Raw genomic sequence first — 15,662 nt, 5'->3', positions numbered from 1 at the left:
CGGCTGGCTGCACACCTACAATCACCACCGCGGACACACCGCGCTGAAAGGCCAGCCACCCGCCAGCCGCGTTCCCAACCTCACAGGGCAATACAGCTAGGGCGCAGAGCCCCGCCTCCGCATCCCCCTTTTCACCCTCTCCGTGCCGGCTGTCGCCCACGCGCGCCCTCAGGCGTGCCGCCCGGCACGGTGATTCCACCTGCCTTCACGGGAGTGCACCCATGTCCGTCTCCAGCGTCGTCGCCCCCTCCGTCCGCTCCCCGCTGCCCGTGCTGGGCAGCGAGATCACCGTTCCGCTCGCCTCGGGCGGCGAGATCACCCACGCCGCGCTCGACTACGCGGCCAGCGCCCCGGCACTGCGGCGGGTGTGGGACGACGTGGCCGCGTACGCGCCGTACTACGCCAGCGTCCACCGCGGCGCCGGGCACCTGTCGCGGCTGTCCACCGACCTGTTCGAGAACGCCCGCGGGACCGTCGCCGGGTTCCTCGACTGCCGCGAGGACGACCAGGTGGTCTTCACCCGGTCCACCACCGACTCCCTGAACCTGCTCGCCGCCGCCCTTCCGGCCGGCTGCCGGGTCTTCGTCTTCGAGACCGAGCACCACGCCTCCCTGCTGCCGTGGCGGAACGCCCGGGTCACCTGCCTCGACGCCCCGCGCAGCCCGCAGCAGGCCGTCGCGACCCTGGAGCGCGCCCTCGCGGACGGCGCCCCGCACGACGCGGCCCTCGTCTGCGTCACCGGCGCCTCCAACGTCACCGGCGAGCTGTGGCCCGTACGCGAGCTCGCCGCGGCCGCCCACGCGCACGGCGCGCGGATCGTGCTGGACGCCGCCCAGCTGGCCCCGCACCACCCGGTGTCCGTCCGCGACCTCGACGTCGACTGGGTCGCCTTCTCGGGCCACAAGCTGTACGCCCCCTTCGGCTCGGGCGTCCTGGCCGGCCGTGCCGACTGGCTGCGGCAGGCCGAGCCCTACCTCGCCGGCGGCGGCGCCAGCCGCAGCGTCACCCGCCGCGCGGACGGGGGAGTGGACGTCGAGTGGCACGAGAGCGCCGCGCGGCACGAGGCCGGATCGCCCAACGTGATCGGCGCCCACGCCATCGCTTCGGCCTGCAGGGCGCTCACCGAGGCGGGTTTCGACACCCTCGTCGCCCGCGAGCAGCAGCTGATCCGCACGGTCCGCGAGGGGCTCGCCGAGGTCCCGGGGGTCAGGGTCCTGTCCCTCTTCGGTGACGACGCGCCGCGGGTCGGGGTCGTCTCCTTCGTCGTCGAGGGCTGGAACGGCTCCGACTTCGCCGCCGCGCTCTCCGCCGAGTACGGCATCGGCGTCCGCGCCGGCCTGTTCTGCGCCCACCCGCTGGTGCGGCTCCTGCTGGGCGGCGAACCCCGCAGCGGGCACGCGTGCGGCGCCCCCGGCGGTGCACCCGGCGACCGGCCCCTCGACGCGATCCGCGTCAGCTTCGGCGCGGGCACGCCCGACGAGCACGTGGAGCGTTTCTGCCGCGCGGTGGGACGGCTCGTCCGCGAGGGCGCGCGGCCCGGCGCGGCGAGGTCCGGCAGCGCCCCGAAGGAGTGAGGGGAACCCGCCCGACCGGCCTGCCCGAGCCCTCGACCGCCTTCGGGCGGGAGGCACCCCCGTGCCACCGGCACGCGGGCGCGACGGACGTCCCGCGGGACGCTCAGTTGTCGAGGCCGATCGCGAACGCCGCCTCCAGGTCGTGCTGCGAGTACGTACGGAAGGCGACGTGGGTGTCCGTGGCCAGGACGCCAGGGATCTTGCTGATCCGGCCGGGGATGACGTCGGCCAGGTCGTCGTGGGCCTTCACCCGCACCATGGCGACGAGGTCGTAGGTGCCGGTCACGGAGAAGACCTCGCTGACGGAGTCCAGCGCGGCGATCGACTCGGCGATCTCGGGGATCCGGTCCACGCTGGTCTTGATGAGCACGATCGCGGTGATCACGGCTGGCGTTCTCCCTCGGGGGCCTGGGCTGGGGGTTTCACCCTACTCGTACGCCCGTAGCGCACCCAGGCGTAGACGAACCCCAGGGAGAAGCCCACCAGGTGGGCCAGGTAGGCCACTCCCGGGCCGTGCGTGGCACGGCCCGCCGCCACCCACTGCAGGGTCGCCCAGAAGGGCAGCACCACCCAGGCGGGAAAGCGCAGCGGCAGGAAGAGCAGGAACGGGAAGAGACTGGTCACCCGGGCCTTGGGGAACAGGAACAGAAAGGCGCCGAGGACCGCGGAGATCGCGCCGGACGCCCCCACCAGCGTCTGCGCCGATCCGGCGTTGGCGGCGGCGTAGCCCAGCAGTGCGAGGCAGCCGCAGCCCGCGTAGAACAGGGCGAACTCCGCATGGCCCATCCGCTCCTCGGCCATCGCCCCGAAGACGTAGAGGAAGAGCATGTTGCCCAGCAGGTGTACCCAGCTGCCGTGCACGAACAGCGCCGTCGCGGGGGTGAGCGCGGTCCGCGGCGCCCCGCCGAACAGCTCGACCGGCACCACGCCCCAGCGGGCGAAATAGGCCCGCTGCGCGGCCAGCAGCGCGTCCCCCGACCCGTACGCCGGGTTCAGTCCCGCGGCCGGCCCGAGCACGAAGATCAGGCAGCACAGGGCGATCAGCCCGTAGGTCATCGGCGCCGGCTGGCTCCGCAGCGCTCGGGCGGCCGCCCTGCTCCAGGTGCTGATCATGGAACAGAGCATGGCGTAACGGGACCGATCAGCACAGAGTGCCTCGCCGCGAGGTACGGGCGGGCGGCGGGTACCCGCCAGGCCGTAGGGTTACGAGCCACACGCTCCAGGGAAACTGGCGCATCACGGAGACTGGAAGAAGGAAGAGCAGCCACGATGACGGTTCCCCTGCCGACCGAGAAGACCCGCTGGCGCTGCACGCTCTGCGGCAACCTGACGCGGTTCGACGTGACCCGCTCGTCGAAGGTCGTCGAGTACGTGCACCTCGATCTGGCCGGAGAGCCGACGGTCGAGGAGCGTGAGGTGCTCAGTGAGACCATCGAGTCGGTGCGTTGCCGCTGGTGCAACGCCGTGGACCAGGTGGAACTCGTGGACAGGCCGGGCTCCGGCTCCTGAGGGAGGCGGTCCCGCACAGGCATTGGGGTGACGGATGGTGGAGACCACGGGCGGGGAGCCGGTCGACGGCGCCGCTGAGGTGCTCGACCGTCCGCTGCCCGAGGGCGTGCGCCGCCGGGTGGTGCAGATCGCGTCCGACGGCTTCGGCGGCCTGACCCTCGGCGATCTGCCCCCGCAGCTGCGGCAGTACGCCCGGTTCACCCCGAGCCGCCGGGCCAAGTTCGCCGGCAACGCCATGGCGGCGGCGCTGGAGACGGACGCGCTGTTCCGCCAGCGCATCGGGGAGCGGCTCAGAGAGTCCCAGGCGGAGCTCGCCGGCGCCCTCGACTCCGGCTCACCGCCCCCGGCCGCGGACCCGCTGGACGTGGCGGCCGCGGCCTACGTGCTGCGCCCGCCGGGCTGGGTGAAGCTGGTGACCGCCGCCGGCGAGGAGGCGCAGCGCGCGGACGCCGAGCGTGCCGACGAGGAGAGCCGGGCCGAGCTGGAGCGGCTGCGCGGGGAACTGGCGGCCGCCCGCGACCAGACCCGCGCCGAGGCCGAGCGGCTGCGCCCGGAGCTGGACTCGGCGCGCAAGGAAGCCGAATCGCTCCAGCGCAAACTGCGCGCCGCACTCAGCGACGTCAAGCGCGGCGAGGCCGCGCTGCGCAAGGTCCAGGGGGAGATCGAGGCCGTGCGCGCCGAGAGCCAGGCCCAGGTGTCCGCGGCCGAGAGCGAGAACCGGCGGCTCAAGTCGCGCCTCGCCGAGGCGGAGGCGGCCCTCGAGGCCACCCGCAGGGCGGCGCGCGAGGGGCGCAGCGTCGAGGACATGCGGGTACGGCTGCTGCTCGACACGGTGCTGGAGGCGGCCCAGGGGCTGCGGCGGGAGCTGGCGCTGCCGCCGGTGTCGGTCCGGCCGGCTCAGACCGTGGACGCGGTCGAACCGGGACGTATGACCCCCAAGGACATCGCCGCCCGTGCCCTGTCCGAACACGATCCCGCGATCCTGGACCAGTTGCTGGCGCTGCCGCAGGCGCATCTGGTCGTCGACGGCTACAACGTGACCAAGACCGGCTATCCGCAGATGCCGCTGGAGAAGCAGCGGCTCAGGCTGCTCGGGCAGCTCTCGCAGCTCGCCGCGCAGACCGGTGCCGAGGTCACCTGCGTCTTCGACGGGGCCGAACTGGCCGCGCCCGTGCTGCTCGCGCCGCCGCGGGGGGTGCGGGTGCTGTTCTCCAAGCCGGGTGTGACCGCCGACGAGTTGATCCGGCAGCTGGTGCGCGCCGAGCCGCCGGGGCGGCCGGTCATCGTCGCCTCCACCGACCGTGAGGTGGCCGACGGGATCGCCAGGGCGGGGGCGCGCCCGGTCGCGTCGGCGATGCTGCTGAAGCGTCTGTCCCGCGGCTGACCGCCGGTCTCTCCCCGGGAGCGGCACTGCTCCGGGTCCGCGCGCCGGTACGTCCCATGAGTACCGAAAGCACCAAGCGCAACATCGGTCGGGGATGCCCGAATTGGCGAGACCTTTACGCAACGTAGGGTCAAGCGGATGTCACTGCATGTGAGTTGAATGCAAAGAATGCACGTCGGGACGGACTTTTTTGCCGCGAGGATTTGAACTGATCACAAGTAGGTCACTAGGGTCTGGCCTCGAACCTCCGCTCGGGTGATCACTCATCGGGAGTGACGGCGGAGGGGCACCGCCCGCCGGCGTGTCGGTAGGCGGCTGGAGGAAGAAGGAGCTCGCCTTCGTGGCGTCCCACCGTCGACCCAAGCAGCCGAACCGCGCACGTGTGACCGTGCTCACCAGCGTCGCCGCCGCCGCCGTGGCGCTCAGCGCCCAGGCCGCCAGCGCCGCCCCCAGCGCGAAGCCGAGCAAGGACGAGGTCAAGTCCAAGGTCGACAAGCTCTACGAAGAGGCGGAGAAGGCCACCGAGAAGTACAACGGGGCCAAGGAGAAGCAGGAGAAGCTCGAGAAGCAGATCTCCACCCTCCAGGACAAGGTCGCCCGCGGCCAGGACGACCTCAACCAGCTGCGCGACGGCATCGGCACGATGGCCAGCGCCCAGTACCGCACCGGCAGCATCGATCCCTCGGTGCAGCTCTTCCTCTCCTCGAACCCGGACGACTTCCTCGACAAGGCCTCCACGCTCGACCAGTTGAGCAGCCAGCAGGTCGAGGCGCTGAAGAAGATCCAGGAGAAGCAGCGCGAGCTGGCCCAGGAGCGCAAGGAAGCCTCCGACAAGCTCAAGGACCTCGCCGACACCCGCACCGAGCTCGGCAAGAAGAAGAAGGAAGTCCAGGGGAAGCTCGCCGAGGCGCAGAAGCTCCTCAACAGCCTCACCGCCGCGGAACGGGCGGCCCTCCAGTCCGAGCAGAGCCGTGCCAGCCGTGCCAGCGAGCGCAGCGCCCTCAGCGGCACCGGCACCCCCGCCTCCGGCCGGGCCGCCGCCGCGTTCTCCGCCGCGCAGAGCAAGATCGGTTCGCCCTACGTCTACGGCGCCTCCGGCCCCTCCTCGTTCGACTGCTCGGGTCTGACCTCCTGGGCCTACGCCCAGGCCGGTGTCTCCATACCCCGCACCTCGCAGGCGCAGGCCAACGCCGGTACCCGCATCTACAGCACCAGCGACCTCAAGGTCGGCGACCTGGTCATCTTCTACAGCGACCAGCACCACGTGGGCCTGTACGCGGGCAACGGCCAGGTGCTGCACGCCCCGCGCACCGGAACCGTCGTGCGCTACGAGTCGATCGGCAACATGCCGTTCCAGTTCGGCGTCCGCATCTGACGTCGTCCGACGTCCGCCCACGGCCTCTGCGCCCGCCCGAACGGGCGAATTCCAGCGGCTCCCGCTGACCCCGCGTCCCGCCGATGACCTGCGTCAGCGGCGGGACATCGCATGTCACGACCCTTCGTGGTTCTTTGGTCCCCGAGTGATCACCCGGCTACTGTCTGCCGCGTTCTTCCCCCGGCCGTTCGGCGGGGGTTCGTCCAGCGGAAGGGAGTGCGACCGGTCGTGGGGTCCCATCGCCGCCTTGCACCATCCGGCCTCGGCCGGGGCCGTGGCGCCACAGCCGCCGTCCTGTCCGCCGCGGCGGCCGTCGCCGCGGCACTCGGCACCGTACCGGCGGACGCCGCACCGTACGAGGGCCCCCGGGCCGCGGTGGACCGGCTGTACCGGGAGGCCGAGCAGGCCACCGAGGCGTACAACAGGGCCGAGGAGCGGGCCGGTTCACTGCGCCGCCAGGTCGGCCAGGCGCAGGACCGCATCGCCCGGGAGCAGGACCGCGTCAACACCCTGCGGGAGGCGCTGGGGGCGCTCGCGGGGATCCAGTACCGTTCCGGCGGCCTCGCCCCCACCCTCGCGCTGCTGTTCTCCGAGAACCCGGACGAATACCTCGACAAGGCCGCCGTGCTCGACCGGATCGGCGTCCGTCAGTCCCGGCAGCTCGGGAAACTCCGGTCGGCGCTGCGCGAGTTGGGCCAGGAGCGGGCCCAGGTCGCCGACAAGCTCGCCGAACTGGACAAGAGCCGCAGAGCCGTGGCGCGGCACAAGAAGACCGTCGAGCGGAAACTCGCCAGGGCACAGCGGTTGCTCAACTCCTTCTCGTTCGCGGAGCGTGCCGCCTACGAGCGGGCGTCCCGCTCCGGCGGACCGCTGCCCGGGCTCTCCGCCGCCGCCCCGGCGAGCGGCCGCGCCGCCGCGGCCGTCGCGGCGGCCCGCTCCGCCCTCGGCCGCCCGTACGTGTGGGGGGCCAACGGGCCCGGCGGCTTCGACTGCTCGGGCCTGATGCAGTGGGCGTACGCGAGGGCGGGCGTCGGACTGCCGCGCACCTCGCAGCAGCAGCGGTACGCCGGCCACCAGGTGCCGCTGTCCGGGGCCCGCCCCGGCGACCTGGTCGTCTATCGCTCCGACGCCAGCCATGTGGCGATGTACGTCGGGGGAGGCCGTGTCATCCACGCACCCCACCCGGGGGCCGCCGTGCGCTACGACCCGGTCGGCATGATGCCGGTCTCGTCGGTCATCAGACCCTGACCACGGCACCCGGCCGGCCGGGACCGCCGCGTACCATCGGCGCGTGGCCGGTCGTGGACGTGTGCGGGGAACGGCGGCGGCCTGTGCGCTGCTGCTCGCCGGGCCTGCCGGCTGCGGCGCCCCGGCGACGCCGGACACCCAGGCGACCGCCGTGCAGCGGCTGCTCGACCACCGGGCGACGGCCGTACTGCACCGGGACCGGCCCGCGTTCCTCGCCACCCAGGCCCCCACCGGTGACGCCGCGGGACGGCCCGTAGCCGGTGCCGCCGGGTTCGACAACCTGCGCGCCCTGCCCCTGGCCGCGTGGTCGTACCGCCTCACCGCCCTGCACCGCACCGGCGACCGGGCCACCGCCGACGCCGAGCTGCGCTACCGGGTCGAGGGCTACGACCGGGTGCCGGTCACCACCGCCCGGGTGCTGCGGCTCGTCCGCACCGACGGGCGCTGGTACGTCGGCTCCGACGAGCCCGCCCGCAGGGCCCCCGAGCAGCTGTGGGAACAGGGCGTGGTCGAGACGGTCCGCGGCACGCGCAGTCTGGTCCTCGGGGTGGGGCAGCCGCGGCGCGTCCTGCGCGGCTACGCGCGTCTCGCGGACCGGGCGGTACCCGCCGTCGACGGCGCCTGGGGCGCCCGCTGGCCGGGGCACGTCGTGGTGGTCGTCCCGCGGTCGCTGGAGGCCATGGCGGGGCTGCTCGGCGCGCCGGCGTCCGACTACCGGGGGATCGCGGCGGTCACGACCGGCGAGGCGGGGGGCACCGGGCAGACGCCCGCGGACCGGATCGTCGTCAACCCCGACGCGTACGCGATGCTGGGCGGCTCGGGCAAGCAGGTCGTCCTCAGCCACGAGACCACCCACGTCGCCACCCGCGCCGTCACCACGGCGGCGACGCCCCTGTGGCTGTCCGAGGGGTACGCCGACTGGGTCGGCTACCGCGGCGACGGCCGCACACCCGCCCAGGTGGCCCCCGAGCTCGACCGCTCCGTCGCCCTCGGGCGCGTGCCGGCCGCGCTGCCGGCGGACGCCGACTTCGCCTTCAGCGGGGACGCGGGGAGGCTGGCGCGGGCGTACGAAGGCGGCTGGATGGCCTGCCGGCTCATCGTCGACCGCTGGGGGCGGTCCCGGCTGAACGACTTCTACCGGGCCGTGGGTGCCCACCACCGGCGGGCGGGCGCGGTCGAGGACGCGCTGAAGAAGGTGCTCGGCACGACGCCGGAGGCGTTCACCCGGCAGTGGCGGGCCTACCTGAAGGCACGTCTGGGCTGATCCGCGGGCGCCGTGGCGCTCGGTGGGGCGCGCCGCTCCTGCCGGCGTGCCGTCAGGAGGGGGTGAGCATCTCCTGGGTGCGGGCGGCCTGAGGCGGCACGGTCGGGGCGGGCCGGGAGACGGTGCCGAGCCACAGCTGCCGGGCGGCGGTCACCGTGGCGAGCACCAGCAGGCCGTTGCGCACGAGCAGCACGGCGACGCCCGGCCCGTCACCGGTGACGACGTCCGCGAAGAGGACGGGAAACTCCAGGACGGTGGCCGGGCAGGCGGCCAGGACCAGCCCGGCGGGCAGCGCCATCCGGCTGCCGTGGAAGCACAGGCAGACGGCCGCGAGCCCGACCAGCCACACCATGTACTGGGGGCTGATCACCCGGCTGGTGACCGTGGACATCAGCACCGCCACGAAGGCCGCGTCCGCAAGCGTGTGCACCGGCATGCGCCGGACGCTCGTGCGCCACAGCAGCAGCCAGCCGAAGGCGCTCACGGACAGCAGCAGAGCGGCGGCGCTGACCCAGTCGACGTACGGGCCGACGAACTCCACCGAGCCGTAGTGGAAGACCACCCGGCCGCTCCAGCCGAAGTGCCGGGCCAGGTGGAAGACCAGCGAGCCCACCGACTCGACCTCCGTGCCGCGGTCGCGCTGGGAGGTCAGGAAGGAGAAGGCGCCGGGCATCGTCAGACCCAGGAGCAGGGCGAGACCCCCGGCCACCGCCGCCGCGGACAGCCAGGCCCGGCGCCCGACGGCGGCCACCAGCAGCAGCGCGGGCCACACCTTCAGCAGGGCGCCGAGGCCCGACAGCGCGCCCATCGTCCGCGGGTGGCGGGTCCCGGCCAGCAGCGCGGCGACCGCCACCGCCGTCACCAGCACGTCGTAGCGCGCGTAGACGGTCGGGCCGAGCAGTGCGACGCCGACCGCCCAGACCCAGGCGCCGCGCAGCGTCCTGCCGGGGCGCAGGCCCGCGGACTGCAGCAGGCAGAAGACCGCGAGGTCGGCGAGGAAGGCCAGGACGTAGAAGCCCTGCGCGTAGTCGAGGAAGGGCAGCAGCGCGGGGGAGAGGATCGCGAGCGCGGCGGCGGGCGGGTACTGCCAGGTGACGTCGTCGTCCGGGAAGGCCCCGGTGCGCAGGGTGCCGTACCAGCCGTGGTAGATCACGGAGACGTCGGTGGTGACGTCCGGGCCGGGGAAGACGCGCACCTTGAACACGAAGAGCAGCAGCGCCAGCCTGCTCAGGCCCCAGGTGACGAGGAGCCCGACCGGAAACCGTCGTGTGTCCGTGATGCCCACCTGAGCCCCTGTTCGTGCCGTTCCGTGCCGTTGGTGCCGTGAGGGGCCATGATTCCGCGTCAGCCCGTGCCGGGGCCATGAAGCGCGGCCGCACTCGGCGGCGGGGACGGCCGCACGCCGAGTTCGGTACTGTCGACGGCGATGCACAAGACGCTGATCGTGACCAACGACTTCCCGCCCCGCCCGGGCGGCATCCAGGCGTTCCTGCACAACATGGCGCTGCGCCTGGACCCCGGGCGGCTCGTCGTCTACGCCTCCACCTGGAAGCGCGGCAGGGAGGGCGCCGAGGCGACGGCCGCCTTCGACGCCGAGCAGCCCTTCCCCGTCGTACGGGACCGGACCACGATGCTGCTGCCGACGCCGGGAGCCACCCGGAGGGCGGTCGGGCTGCTGCGGGAGCACGGCTGCACGTCGGTGTGGTTCGGGGCGGCGGCGCCGCTCGGCCTGATGGCGCCCGCGCTGCGGCGGGCGGGGGCCGAGCGCCTGGTGGCGACCACGCACGGCCACGAGGCGGGGTGGGCGCAGCTGCCCGCGGCGCGCGGCCTGCTGCGCCGGATCGGCGAGGCCACGGACACGATCACCTACCTGGGCGAGTACACGCGCTCGCGGATAGCCTCCGCGCTGACGCCCGCGGCGGCCGGGCGGATGGTGCAGCTGCCGCCGGGGGTCGACGAGAAGACGTTCCACCCCGGCTCGGGCGGCGACCAGGTGCGGGCCCGCCTGGGGTTCACGGACCGCCCGGTGGTGGTCTGCGTGTCCCGGCTGGTCCCGCGCAAGGGCCAGGACACCCTCATCCGGGCGATGCCGCGGATCCTGGCCAAGGAGCCGGACGCGGTGCTGCTGATCGTCGGGGGCGGGCCGTACGAGCGGGACCTGCGCAGGCTCGCGTACGAGACCCGGGTCGCGGGCGCGGTCCGCTTCACGGGCGCCGTGCCGTGGTCGGAGCTGCCGGCGCACTACGGGGCGGGCGACGTCTTCGCGATGCCGTGCCGCACCCGCCGGGGCGGCCTGGACGTCGAGGGTCTCGGCATCGTCTATCTGGAGGCGTCCGCCACGGGCCTCCCGGTGGTCGCCGGCGACTCGGGCGGTGCGCCGGACGCGGTGCTGGACGGCGAGACGGGCTGGGTGGTCCGCGGTGGTTCGGCGGAGGAGACCGCGGACCGCATCGTCACCCTCCTCGGCGACCCGGAGCTGCGGCGCCGGATGGGGGAGCGGGGCCGGCAGTGGGTCGAGGAGAAGTGGCGCTGGGACCTGCTGGCGGAACGGCTCAGGGACCTGCTGTAGGCGCCCGCCCGGACACCCGGCATGCGCGCCCGGAACAGACCCCGGAACAGGCCCCGGAACAGGCCCCGGAACAGACCCCTGGGCAGACCCCTAGGCGGAAGCCCGAAATCCGCCGATGCTGCGTACATGACACCGAACCTGACGCATCGTCATCTGAGTAGACGTCACTTACTCGGCATCGCCGCCCTTCAGACGGCGGCCGCCCTGGGCTTCACGCGCATCGGCCTGCAGTCCGCACGAGCGCTCGAGCCCGCAGCGGTCGAATCCGTCCCCGCCGTCGTCATCGGCTCCGGCTACGGCGGCGCCGTGGCCGCCCTGCGCCTCGGCCAGGCCGGCATCCGCACCCTGGTCCTGGAGATGGGCCGGCTGTGGAACACCGCCGGCCCCGACGGCAACGTCTTCTGCTCCACCCGCACCCCGGACCAGCGCTCGATGTGGTTCCGCACGCGCACCGAGGCGCCGCTCGCCACCTTCCTGTGGCTGGACCTCGTCAACAAGGACATCAGCTCCTACCCCGGCGTCCTCGACCGGGTGCACTTCGACGCCATGTCCGTGTACGTGGGACGGGGCGTCGGCGGCGGCTCCCTCGTCAACGGCGGGATGGCCGTCACCCCCGTCCAGTCGTACTTCAGCGAACAGTTCCCCACCGTCGACGCCACCGAGATGTACGGCACCTACTTCCCGCGCGCCCGCGCCGTGCTCGGCGTCAACACCGTCGACCCCGACTGGTTCGAGTCGACGGAGTGGTACCGCTTCGCCCGCACCTCCCGGAAGGCCGCGGCGAACGCCGGTCTGAAGACCACCTTCGTGCCCAACGTCTACGACTTCGACTACATGCGGCAGGAGGCGGCCGGCACGGTGACCAGGTCCGCGCTGGCCGCAGAGGTCATCTACGGCAACAACCACGGCAAACGCAGCCTCGACAAGACCTATCTGGCCTCCGCGATCGGCACCGGCAACGTCACGATCAACACCCTGGAGCGGGTCCGGGAGATCCGGCGGCAGGCCGACGGGACGTATCTGCTGACCGCCGACCGGATCGACTACAGCGGCGCGGTCGTCGGGACCAGGCAGTACTCGTGCACCTACCTCTTCCTCGGCGCCGGCAGCCTCGGCACCACCGAGCTGCTGGTGCGGGCCCGGGAGACCGGCGCCCTGCCCGCACTCGACGCGAGCGTCGGCACCGGCTGGGGAACGAACGGCAACGTGATGCTCGGCCGTGCCAACCACATCTGGGACACGGTCGGCGCCGACGAGTCCACCATCCCCGTCCTGGGCATCGACGACTGGGCCAACGCCGACAACCCCGTCTTCGCGGAGATCGCCCCCCTGCCCATGGGCCTGGAGCACTGGGTGAGCCTCTACCTGGCGATCACCAAGAACCCGCAGCGCGCCTCGTTCTCGTACGACCCGGCGACGGATTCCGCGAGACTGGGCTGGACGGCCGACCAGAGCGCCGTGTCCGTGCGGATGGCGAAGAAGCTCTTCGACCGGATCAACGCGGCCAACGTGACGATCTACCGCTACGACCTCTTCGGCTCCGCGAGCAAGGCGTTCGCCGACGACTTCACCTACCACCCGCTCGGCGGCTGCGTCCTGGGCCGGGCGACCGACGACCACGGCCGGGTGAAGGGCTACCCGAGGCTGTACGTCACCGACGGCTCGCTCGTGCCGGGATCCATCGGCGTCAACCCGTTCCTCACCATCACCGCGCTCGCGGAACGCACCATGGCGCGGGTCCTCGCCGAGGACATCGCGCCATGACGTGAGGTCGTGGGGCCCGCTACTTCCGGTAGATCGCCTCGATCTCGTCCGCGAAGTCCTTCGTCACCACGGTGCGCTTGAGCTTCAGGGACGGCGTGAGGTGGCCGGACTCCTCGGTGAACTGGGAGGGAAGAATGCGGAACTTCCGCACCGATTCCGCCTTCGACACCGCGGCGTTGCCGTCGTCGACCGCGTCCTGGATCGCCGCGTGCAGATCCGGGTCCTCGCGCAGCGACGCCGCGGTGGAGCCCGCCGGCTTGCCGTGCTCGGCGGCCCAGCGCTCCAGGAACTCCTCGTCGAGGGTGATCAGCGCGCCCACGAACGGCCGCCCGTCGCCCACCACCATGCACTCCTGGACCAGGGCGTGCGCCCGGATGCGGTCCTCTATCACGGCCGGGGCGACGTTCTTGCCGCCCGCGGTGACGATGATCTCCTTCTTGCGGCCGGTGATCCTCAGATAGCCGTCCTCGTCGAGGGTGCCGATGTCACCGGTGTGGAACCAGCCGTCGGCCAGCGCCTCGGCGGTCGCGGCCTCGTTGTTCCAGTACCCCTTGAACAGGTGCTCGCCGTGCAGCAGCACCTCGCCGTCGTCCGCGATGCGGATCACGGAACCCGGCAGCGGCTGGCCGACCGTACCGATCTTCTGCCGGTCCCAGGGGTTGAACGCGGTCGCCGCGCAGGACTCGGTCAGGCCGTAGCCCTCCAGGACCGTGAAGCCGATGCCGCGGAAGAAGTGGCCCAGGCGCTCGCCGAGCGGGGCGCCGCCGGAGATGGCGTACTCGCCGCGGCCGCCCAGCACCGCGCGCAGCTTGCCGTAGACGAGCTTGTCGAACGCCTTGTGCTTGATCCTCAGACCGAGGGGCGGTCCGGACGGGGTGTCCAGGGCGCGGCTGTAGGCGATCGCCGCGTCCGCCGCCTTGTCGAAGATCTTCCCCTTGCCGTCGGCCTGCGCCTTGGCGCGCGCCGAGTTGTAGACCTTCTCGAAGACGCGCGGCACCCCGAGGATCAGCGTCGGCCGGAACGCAGCGAGTTCGTCGGTGAGGTTCTTGATGTCCGGGACACAGCCCAGCTTGATCGGCGCCATCATCGGCGCCACCTGCACCAGCCGCCCGAAGACATGCGCCAGCGGCAGGAACAGCAGGACGGAGCACTCGCCCGTACGGAAGAGGGGGCGCAGCCGCTCGACGATGTTCCCGCACTCGGCGAAGAAGCTGCGGTGGGTGAGCACACAGCCCTTGGGACGCCCGGTGGTCCCGCTGGTGTAGACGATCGTCGCGGGGTCGTCGGCCCGGGCGATCGAGCTGCGCTCCTCGACCGTCTCGTCGCTGACGTCCCGGCCGGCCCGGCCCAGCTCCTGAACGCCCCCGGCCTCGATCTGCCAGACGTGCTTGAGGGCCGGCAGCCGGTCGCGCACCGACTCGACGGCCGCGGCGTGGGCGTCCAGCTCCACGACGCAGGCGGTGGCGCCGGAGTCACTGAGGATCCACTCCACCTGCTCCGGCGAGCTGGTCTCGTACACCGGTACGGTGATGGCGCCCGCGCTCCAGATCGCGAAGTCGAGCAGCGTCCACTCGTAGCGGGTGCGCGACATCAGCCCCACCCGGTCGCCCGGCTGCACACCGGAGGCGATGAGCCCCTTCGCCGCGGCCCGCACCTCGGCGAGGAAGACGACGGCGGTGACGTCCTGCCACTGCCCGCCGACCTTGCGGGCGATGACGGCGACGTCGGGGTGCTGCGCGGCGTTTCTGCGGACGATGTCGGTGAGATTTCCGTCCGCAGGGACCTCGTACAAAGCCGGAAGGCTGAACTCGCGCAAGACTGCTGCTCCTCATAGGGCGCCGACGCCACGACTCCGTGTGCTGCGACGGTGCGGTCCAAGGCTCGGGGAGGTGCGCAGGGTTCTTCCTCCGACGTCGTTGGTTGAAACCCTGAGCACGACTGGACTGCCCGGACGTTACCCGCCGGTATGGCTTCTCCGACAGGGGGTCGCGGTGAGATGTTCCATGAGTCACACGGCTTGGCGTTCCTTCGCGCACAGTAGTCCAGGCCTCTCCCCGTGGGCCAGTAACCGCAGGTCCGGACGCCACTGTTCACATATGTCCCACACCCCTACCCTTGATCGCCATGGCACCCACATCGGGCGGTGACCCGAGGACGCGCGTGCACGTCGTCAGCGACGTGCACGGCAACGCACGGGATCTGGCCAGGGCCGGCGACGGGGCGGACGCCCTGATCTGCCTGGGCGACCTGGTCCTCTTCCTGGACTACGCCGACCACTCGCGCGGGATCTTCCCCGATCTGTTCGGCGCGGAGAACGCCCGCCGGCTGGTCGAACTGCGCACCGCCCGCCGCTTCGCCGAGGCCCGGCGGTTCGGAGCCGGCCTGTGGGCCGGCGTGGGCCAGGACCGCGCCTCGGCGATCGAACGGGCGGTCCGCAGGCAGTACGCCGAGCTGTTCGCCGCGTTCCCCACCCCGACGTACGCGACCTACGGCAATGTCGACATGCCGACCCTGTGGCCGGAGTACGCGGGCGAGGGCGTCCGGGTGCTCGACGGCGAGCGGGCCGAGATCGGCGGCTGGACCTTCGGCTTCGTCGGCGGCGGCCTGCGCACCCCCATGCGGACCCCCTACGAGATCAGTGACGAGGAGTACGCGGCGAAGATCGAGGCGGTGGGGGAAGTGGACGTGCTGTGCACCCACATCCCGCCCGAGGTCCCCGAGCTGGTGTACGACACGGTGGCGCGCCGCTTCGAGCGCGGCAGCCGGGCCCTGCTGGACGCGATCCGCCGTACCAGGCCGCGGTACTCCCTGTTCGGCCATGTCCACCAGCCGCTGGTGCGGCGGATGCGGATCGGCGCGACGGAGTGCGTGAACGTGGGGCACTTCGCGGGCAGCGGCAGGCCGTGGGCGCTCGAGTGGTGAGCGGCCGGCGACGGGGACGGAGGAGGGGCGCGAGGGGCCGGGGCGCCCCGCGT

Annotated in this window: 13 protein-coding genes; 9 read left to right on the top strand and 4 right to left on the bottom strand. The window is 72.7% G+C overall.

Features of this window, described 5'->3' with window-relative positions; translation table 11 throughout:
* Positions 1-221 precede the first annotated feature (221 nt).
* Complete coding sequence (locus ACFYMU_RS13445) at positions 222-1,574, top strand: aminotransferase class V-fold PLP-dependent enzyme (RefSeq protein WP_388372217.1); 1,353 nt, start codon at positions 222-224, stop codon at positions 1,572-1,574.
* Between the two features lie 103 nt (positions 1,575-1,677).
* On the opposite strand, the gene ACFYMU_RS13440 is transcribed toward ACFYMU_RS13445, so the two are convergent.
* Together ACFYMU_RS13440 and ACFYMU_RS13435 are read right to left on the bottom strand one after the other, a co-directional pair.
* A complete protein-coding gene (locus ACFYMU_RS13440) occupies positions 1,678-1,959 on the bottom strand; it encodes an Lrp/AsnC family transcriptional regulator (RefSeq protein WP_388372215.1) in 282 nt (93 codons plus the stop codon).
* On the bottom strand, positions 1,956-2,687 hold the full coding sequence (locus ACFYMU_RS13435; RefSeq protein WP_388372213.1) for a rhomboid family intramembrane serine protease: 732 nt from the start codon (positions 2,685-2,687) through the stop codon (positions 1,956-1,958). The genes ACFYMU_RS13440 and ACFYMU_RS13435 overlap by 4 nt, the downstream gene beginning before the upstream one ends.
* A gap of 156 nt (positions 2,688-2,843) precedes the next feature.
* Between ACFYMU_RS13435 and ACFYMU_RS13430 the strand changes: the two genes are divergently transcribed.
* The 5 genes from ACFYMU_RS13430 to ACFYMU_RS13410 all read left to right on the top strand — a co-directional run bounded on the left by ACFYMU_RS13430 (position 2,844) and on the right by ACFYMU_RS13410 (position 8,354).
* Entirely contained in the window at positions 2,844-3,083 is a 240-nt protein-coding gene (locus ACFYMU_RS13430; protein WP_388372212.1) for a hypothetical protein, read from the top strand.
* Between the two features lie 34 nt (positions 3,084-3,117).
* Positions 3,118-4,467, top strand: a complete 1,350-nt coding sequence (locus tag ACFYMU_RS13425; protein WP_388372210.1) for an NYN domain-containing protein — start codon at positions 3,118-3,120, stop codon at positions 4,465-4,467.
* A gap of 340 nt (positions 4,468-4,807) precedes the next feature.
* Positions 4,808-5,842 (top strand): NlpC/P60 family protein, encoded by a 1,035-nt coding sequence (locus ACFYMU_RS13420; RefSeq protein WP_388372208.1) that lies wholly within the window; start codon positions 4,808-4,810, stop codon positions 5,840-5,842.
* 228 nt (positions 5,843-6,070) lie between these two features.
* A complete protein-coding gene (locus ACFYMU_RS13415; RefSeq protein WP_388372206.1) occupies positions 6,071-7,090 on the top strand; it encodes an NlpC/P60 family protein in 1,020 nt (339 codons plus the stop codon).
* A gap of 43 nt (positions 7,091-7,133) precedes the next feature.
* A complete protein-coding gene (locus ACFYMU_RS13410) occupies positions 7,134-8,354 on the top strand; it encodes a hypothetical protein (protein ID WP_388372204.1) in 1,221 nt (406 codons plus the stop codon).
* A 52-nt stretch (positions 8,355-8,406) separates the two neighbouring features.
* On the opposite strand, the gene ACFYMU_RS13405 is transcribed toward ACFYMU_RS13410, so the two are convergent.
* The gene (locus tag ACFYMU_RS13405; protein WP_388372202.1) at positions 8,407-9,639 is read right to left on the bottom strand and encodes a glycosyltransferase 87 family protein; all 1,233 of its coding nucleotides are present in this window, start codon (positions 9,637-9,639) and stop codon (positions 8,407-8,409) included.
* Between the two features lie 141 nt (positions 9,640-9,780).
* Between ACFYMU_RS13405 and ACFYMU_RS13400 the strand changes: the two genes are divergently transcribed.
* Positions 9,781-10,923, top strand: coding sequence for a glycosyltransferase family 4 protein (locus ACFYMU_RS13400; RefSeq protein ID WP_388372200.1), 1,143 nt, complete (start codon positions 9,781-9,783; stop codon positions 10,921-10,923).
* A gap of 126 nt (positions 10,924-11,049) precedes the next feature.
* Positions 11,050-12,687: a GMC oxidoreductase gene (locus ACFYMU_RS13395; protein ID WP_388372198.1), complete on the top strand. Its 1,638-nt coding sequence runs from the start codon at positions 11,050-11,052 to the stop codon at positions 12,685-12,687.
* Positions 12,688-12,706: 19 nt separating this feature from the next.
* Here the strand turns inward: ACFYMU_RS13395 and ACFYMU_RS13390 are convergent, their stop codons facing one another.
* Positions 12,707-14,503 carry an AMP-dependent synthetase/ligase gene (locus tag ACFYMU_RS13390; protein ID WP_388372196.1) on the bottom strand — a complete coding sequence of 599 codons (1,797 nt, stop codon included), beginning with the start codon at positions 14,501-14,503 and terminating at the stop codon, positions 12,707-12,709.
* Positions 14,504-14,811: 308 nt separating this feature from the next.
* Here ACFYMU_RS13390 and ACFYMU_RS13385 point away from each other — a divergent pair, with 308 nt between their 5' ends.
* Positions 14,812-15,609: a metallophosphoesterase gene (locus ACFYMU_RS13385; protein ID WP_388372195.1), complete on the top strand. Its 798-nt coding sequence runs from the start codon at positions 14,812-14,814 to the stop codon at positions 15,607-15,609.
* Positions 15,610-15,662: the final 53 nt, after the last annotated feature.

Origin of the sequence: Streptomyces sp. NPDC007264, assembly GCF_042869095.1 — a bacterium.
In the GTDB taxonomy this organism is placed as follows: Bacteria; Actinomycetota; Actinomycetes; order Streptomycetales; family Streptomycetaceae; genus Streptomyces.
This window is presented reverse-complemented; position numbering and strand designations above follow the sequence as displayed.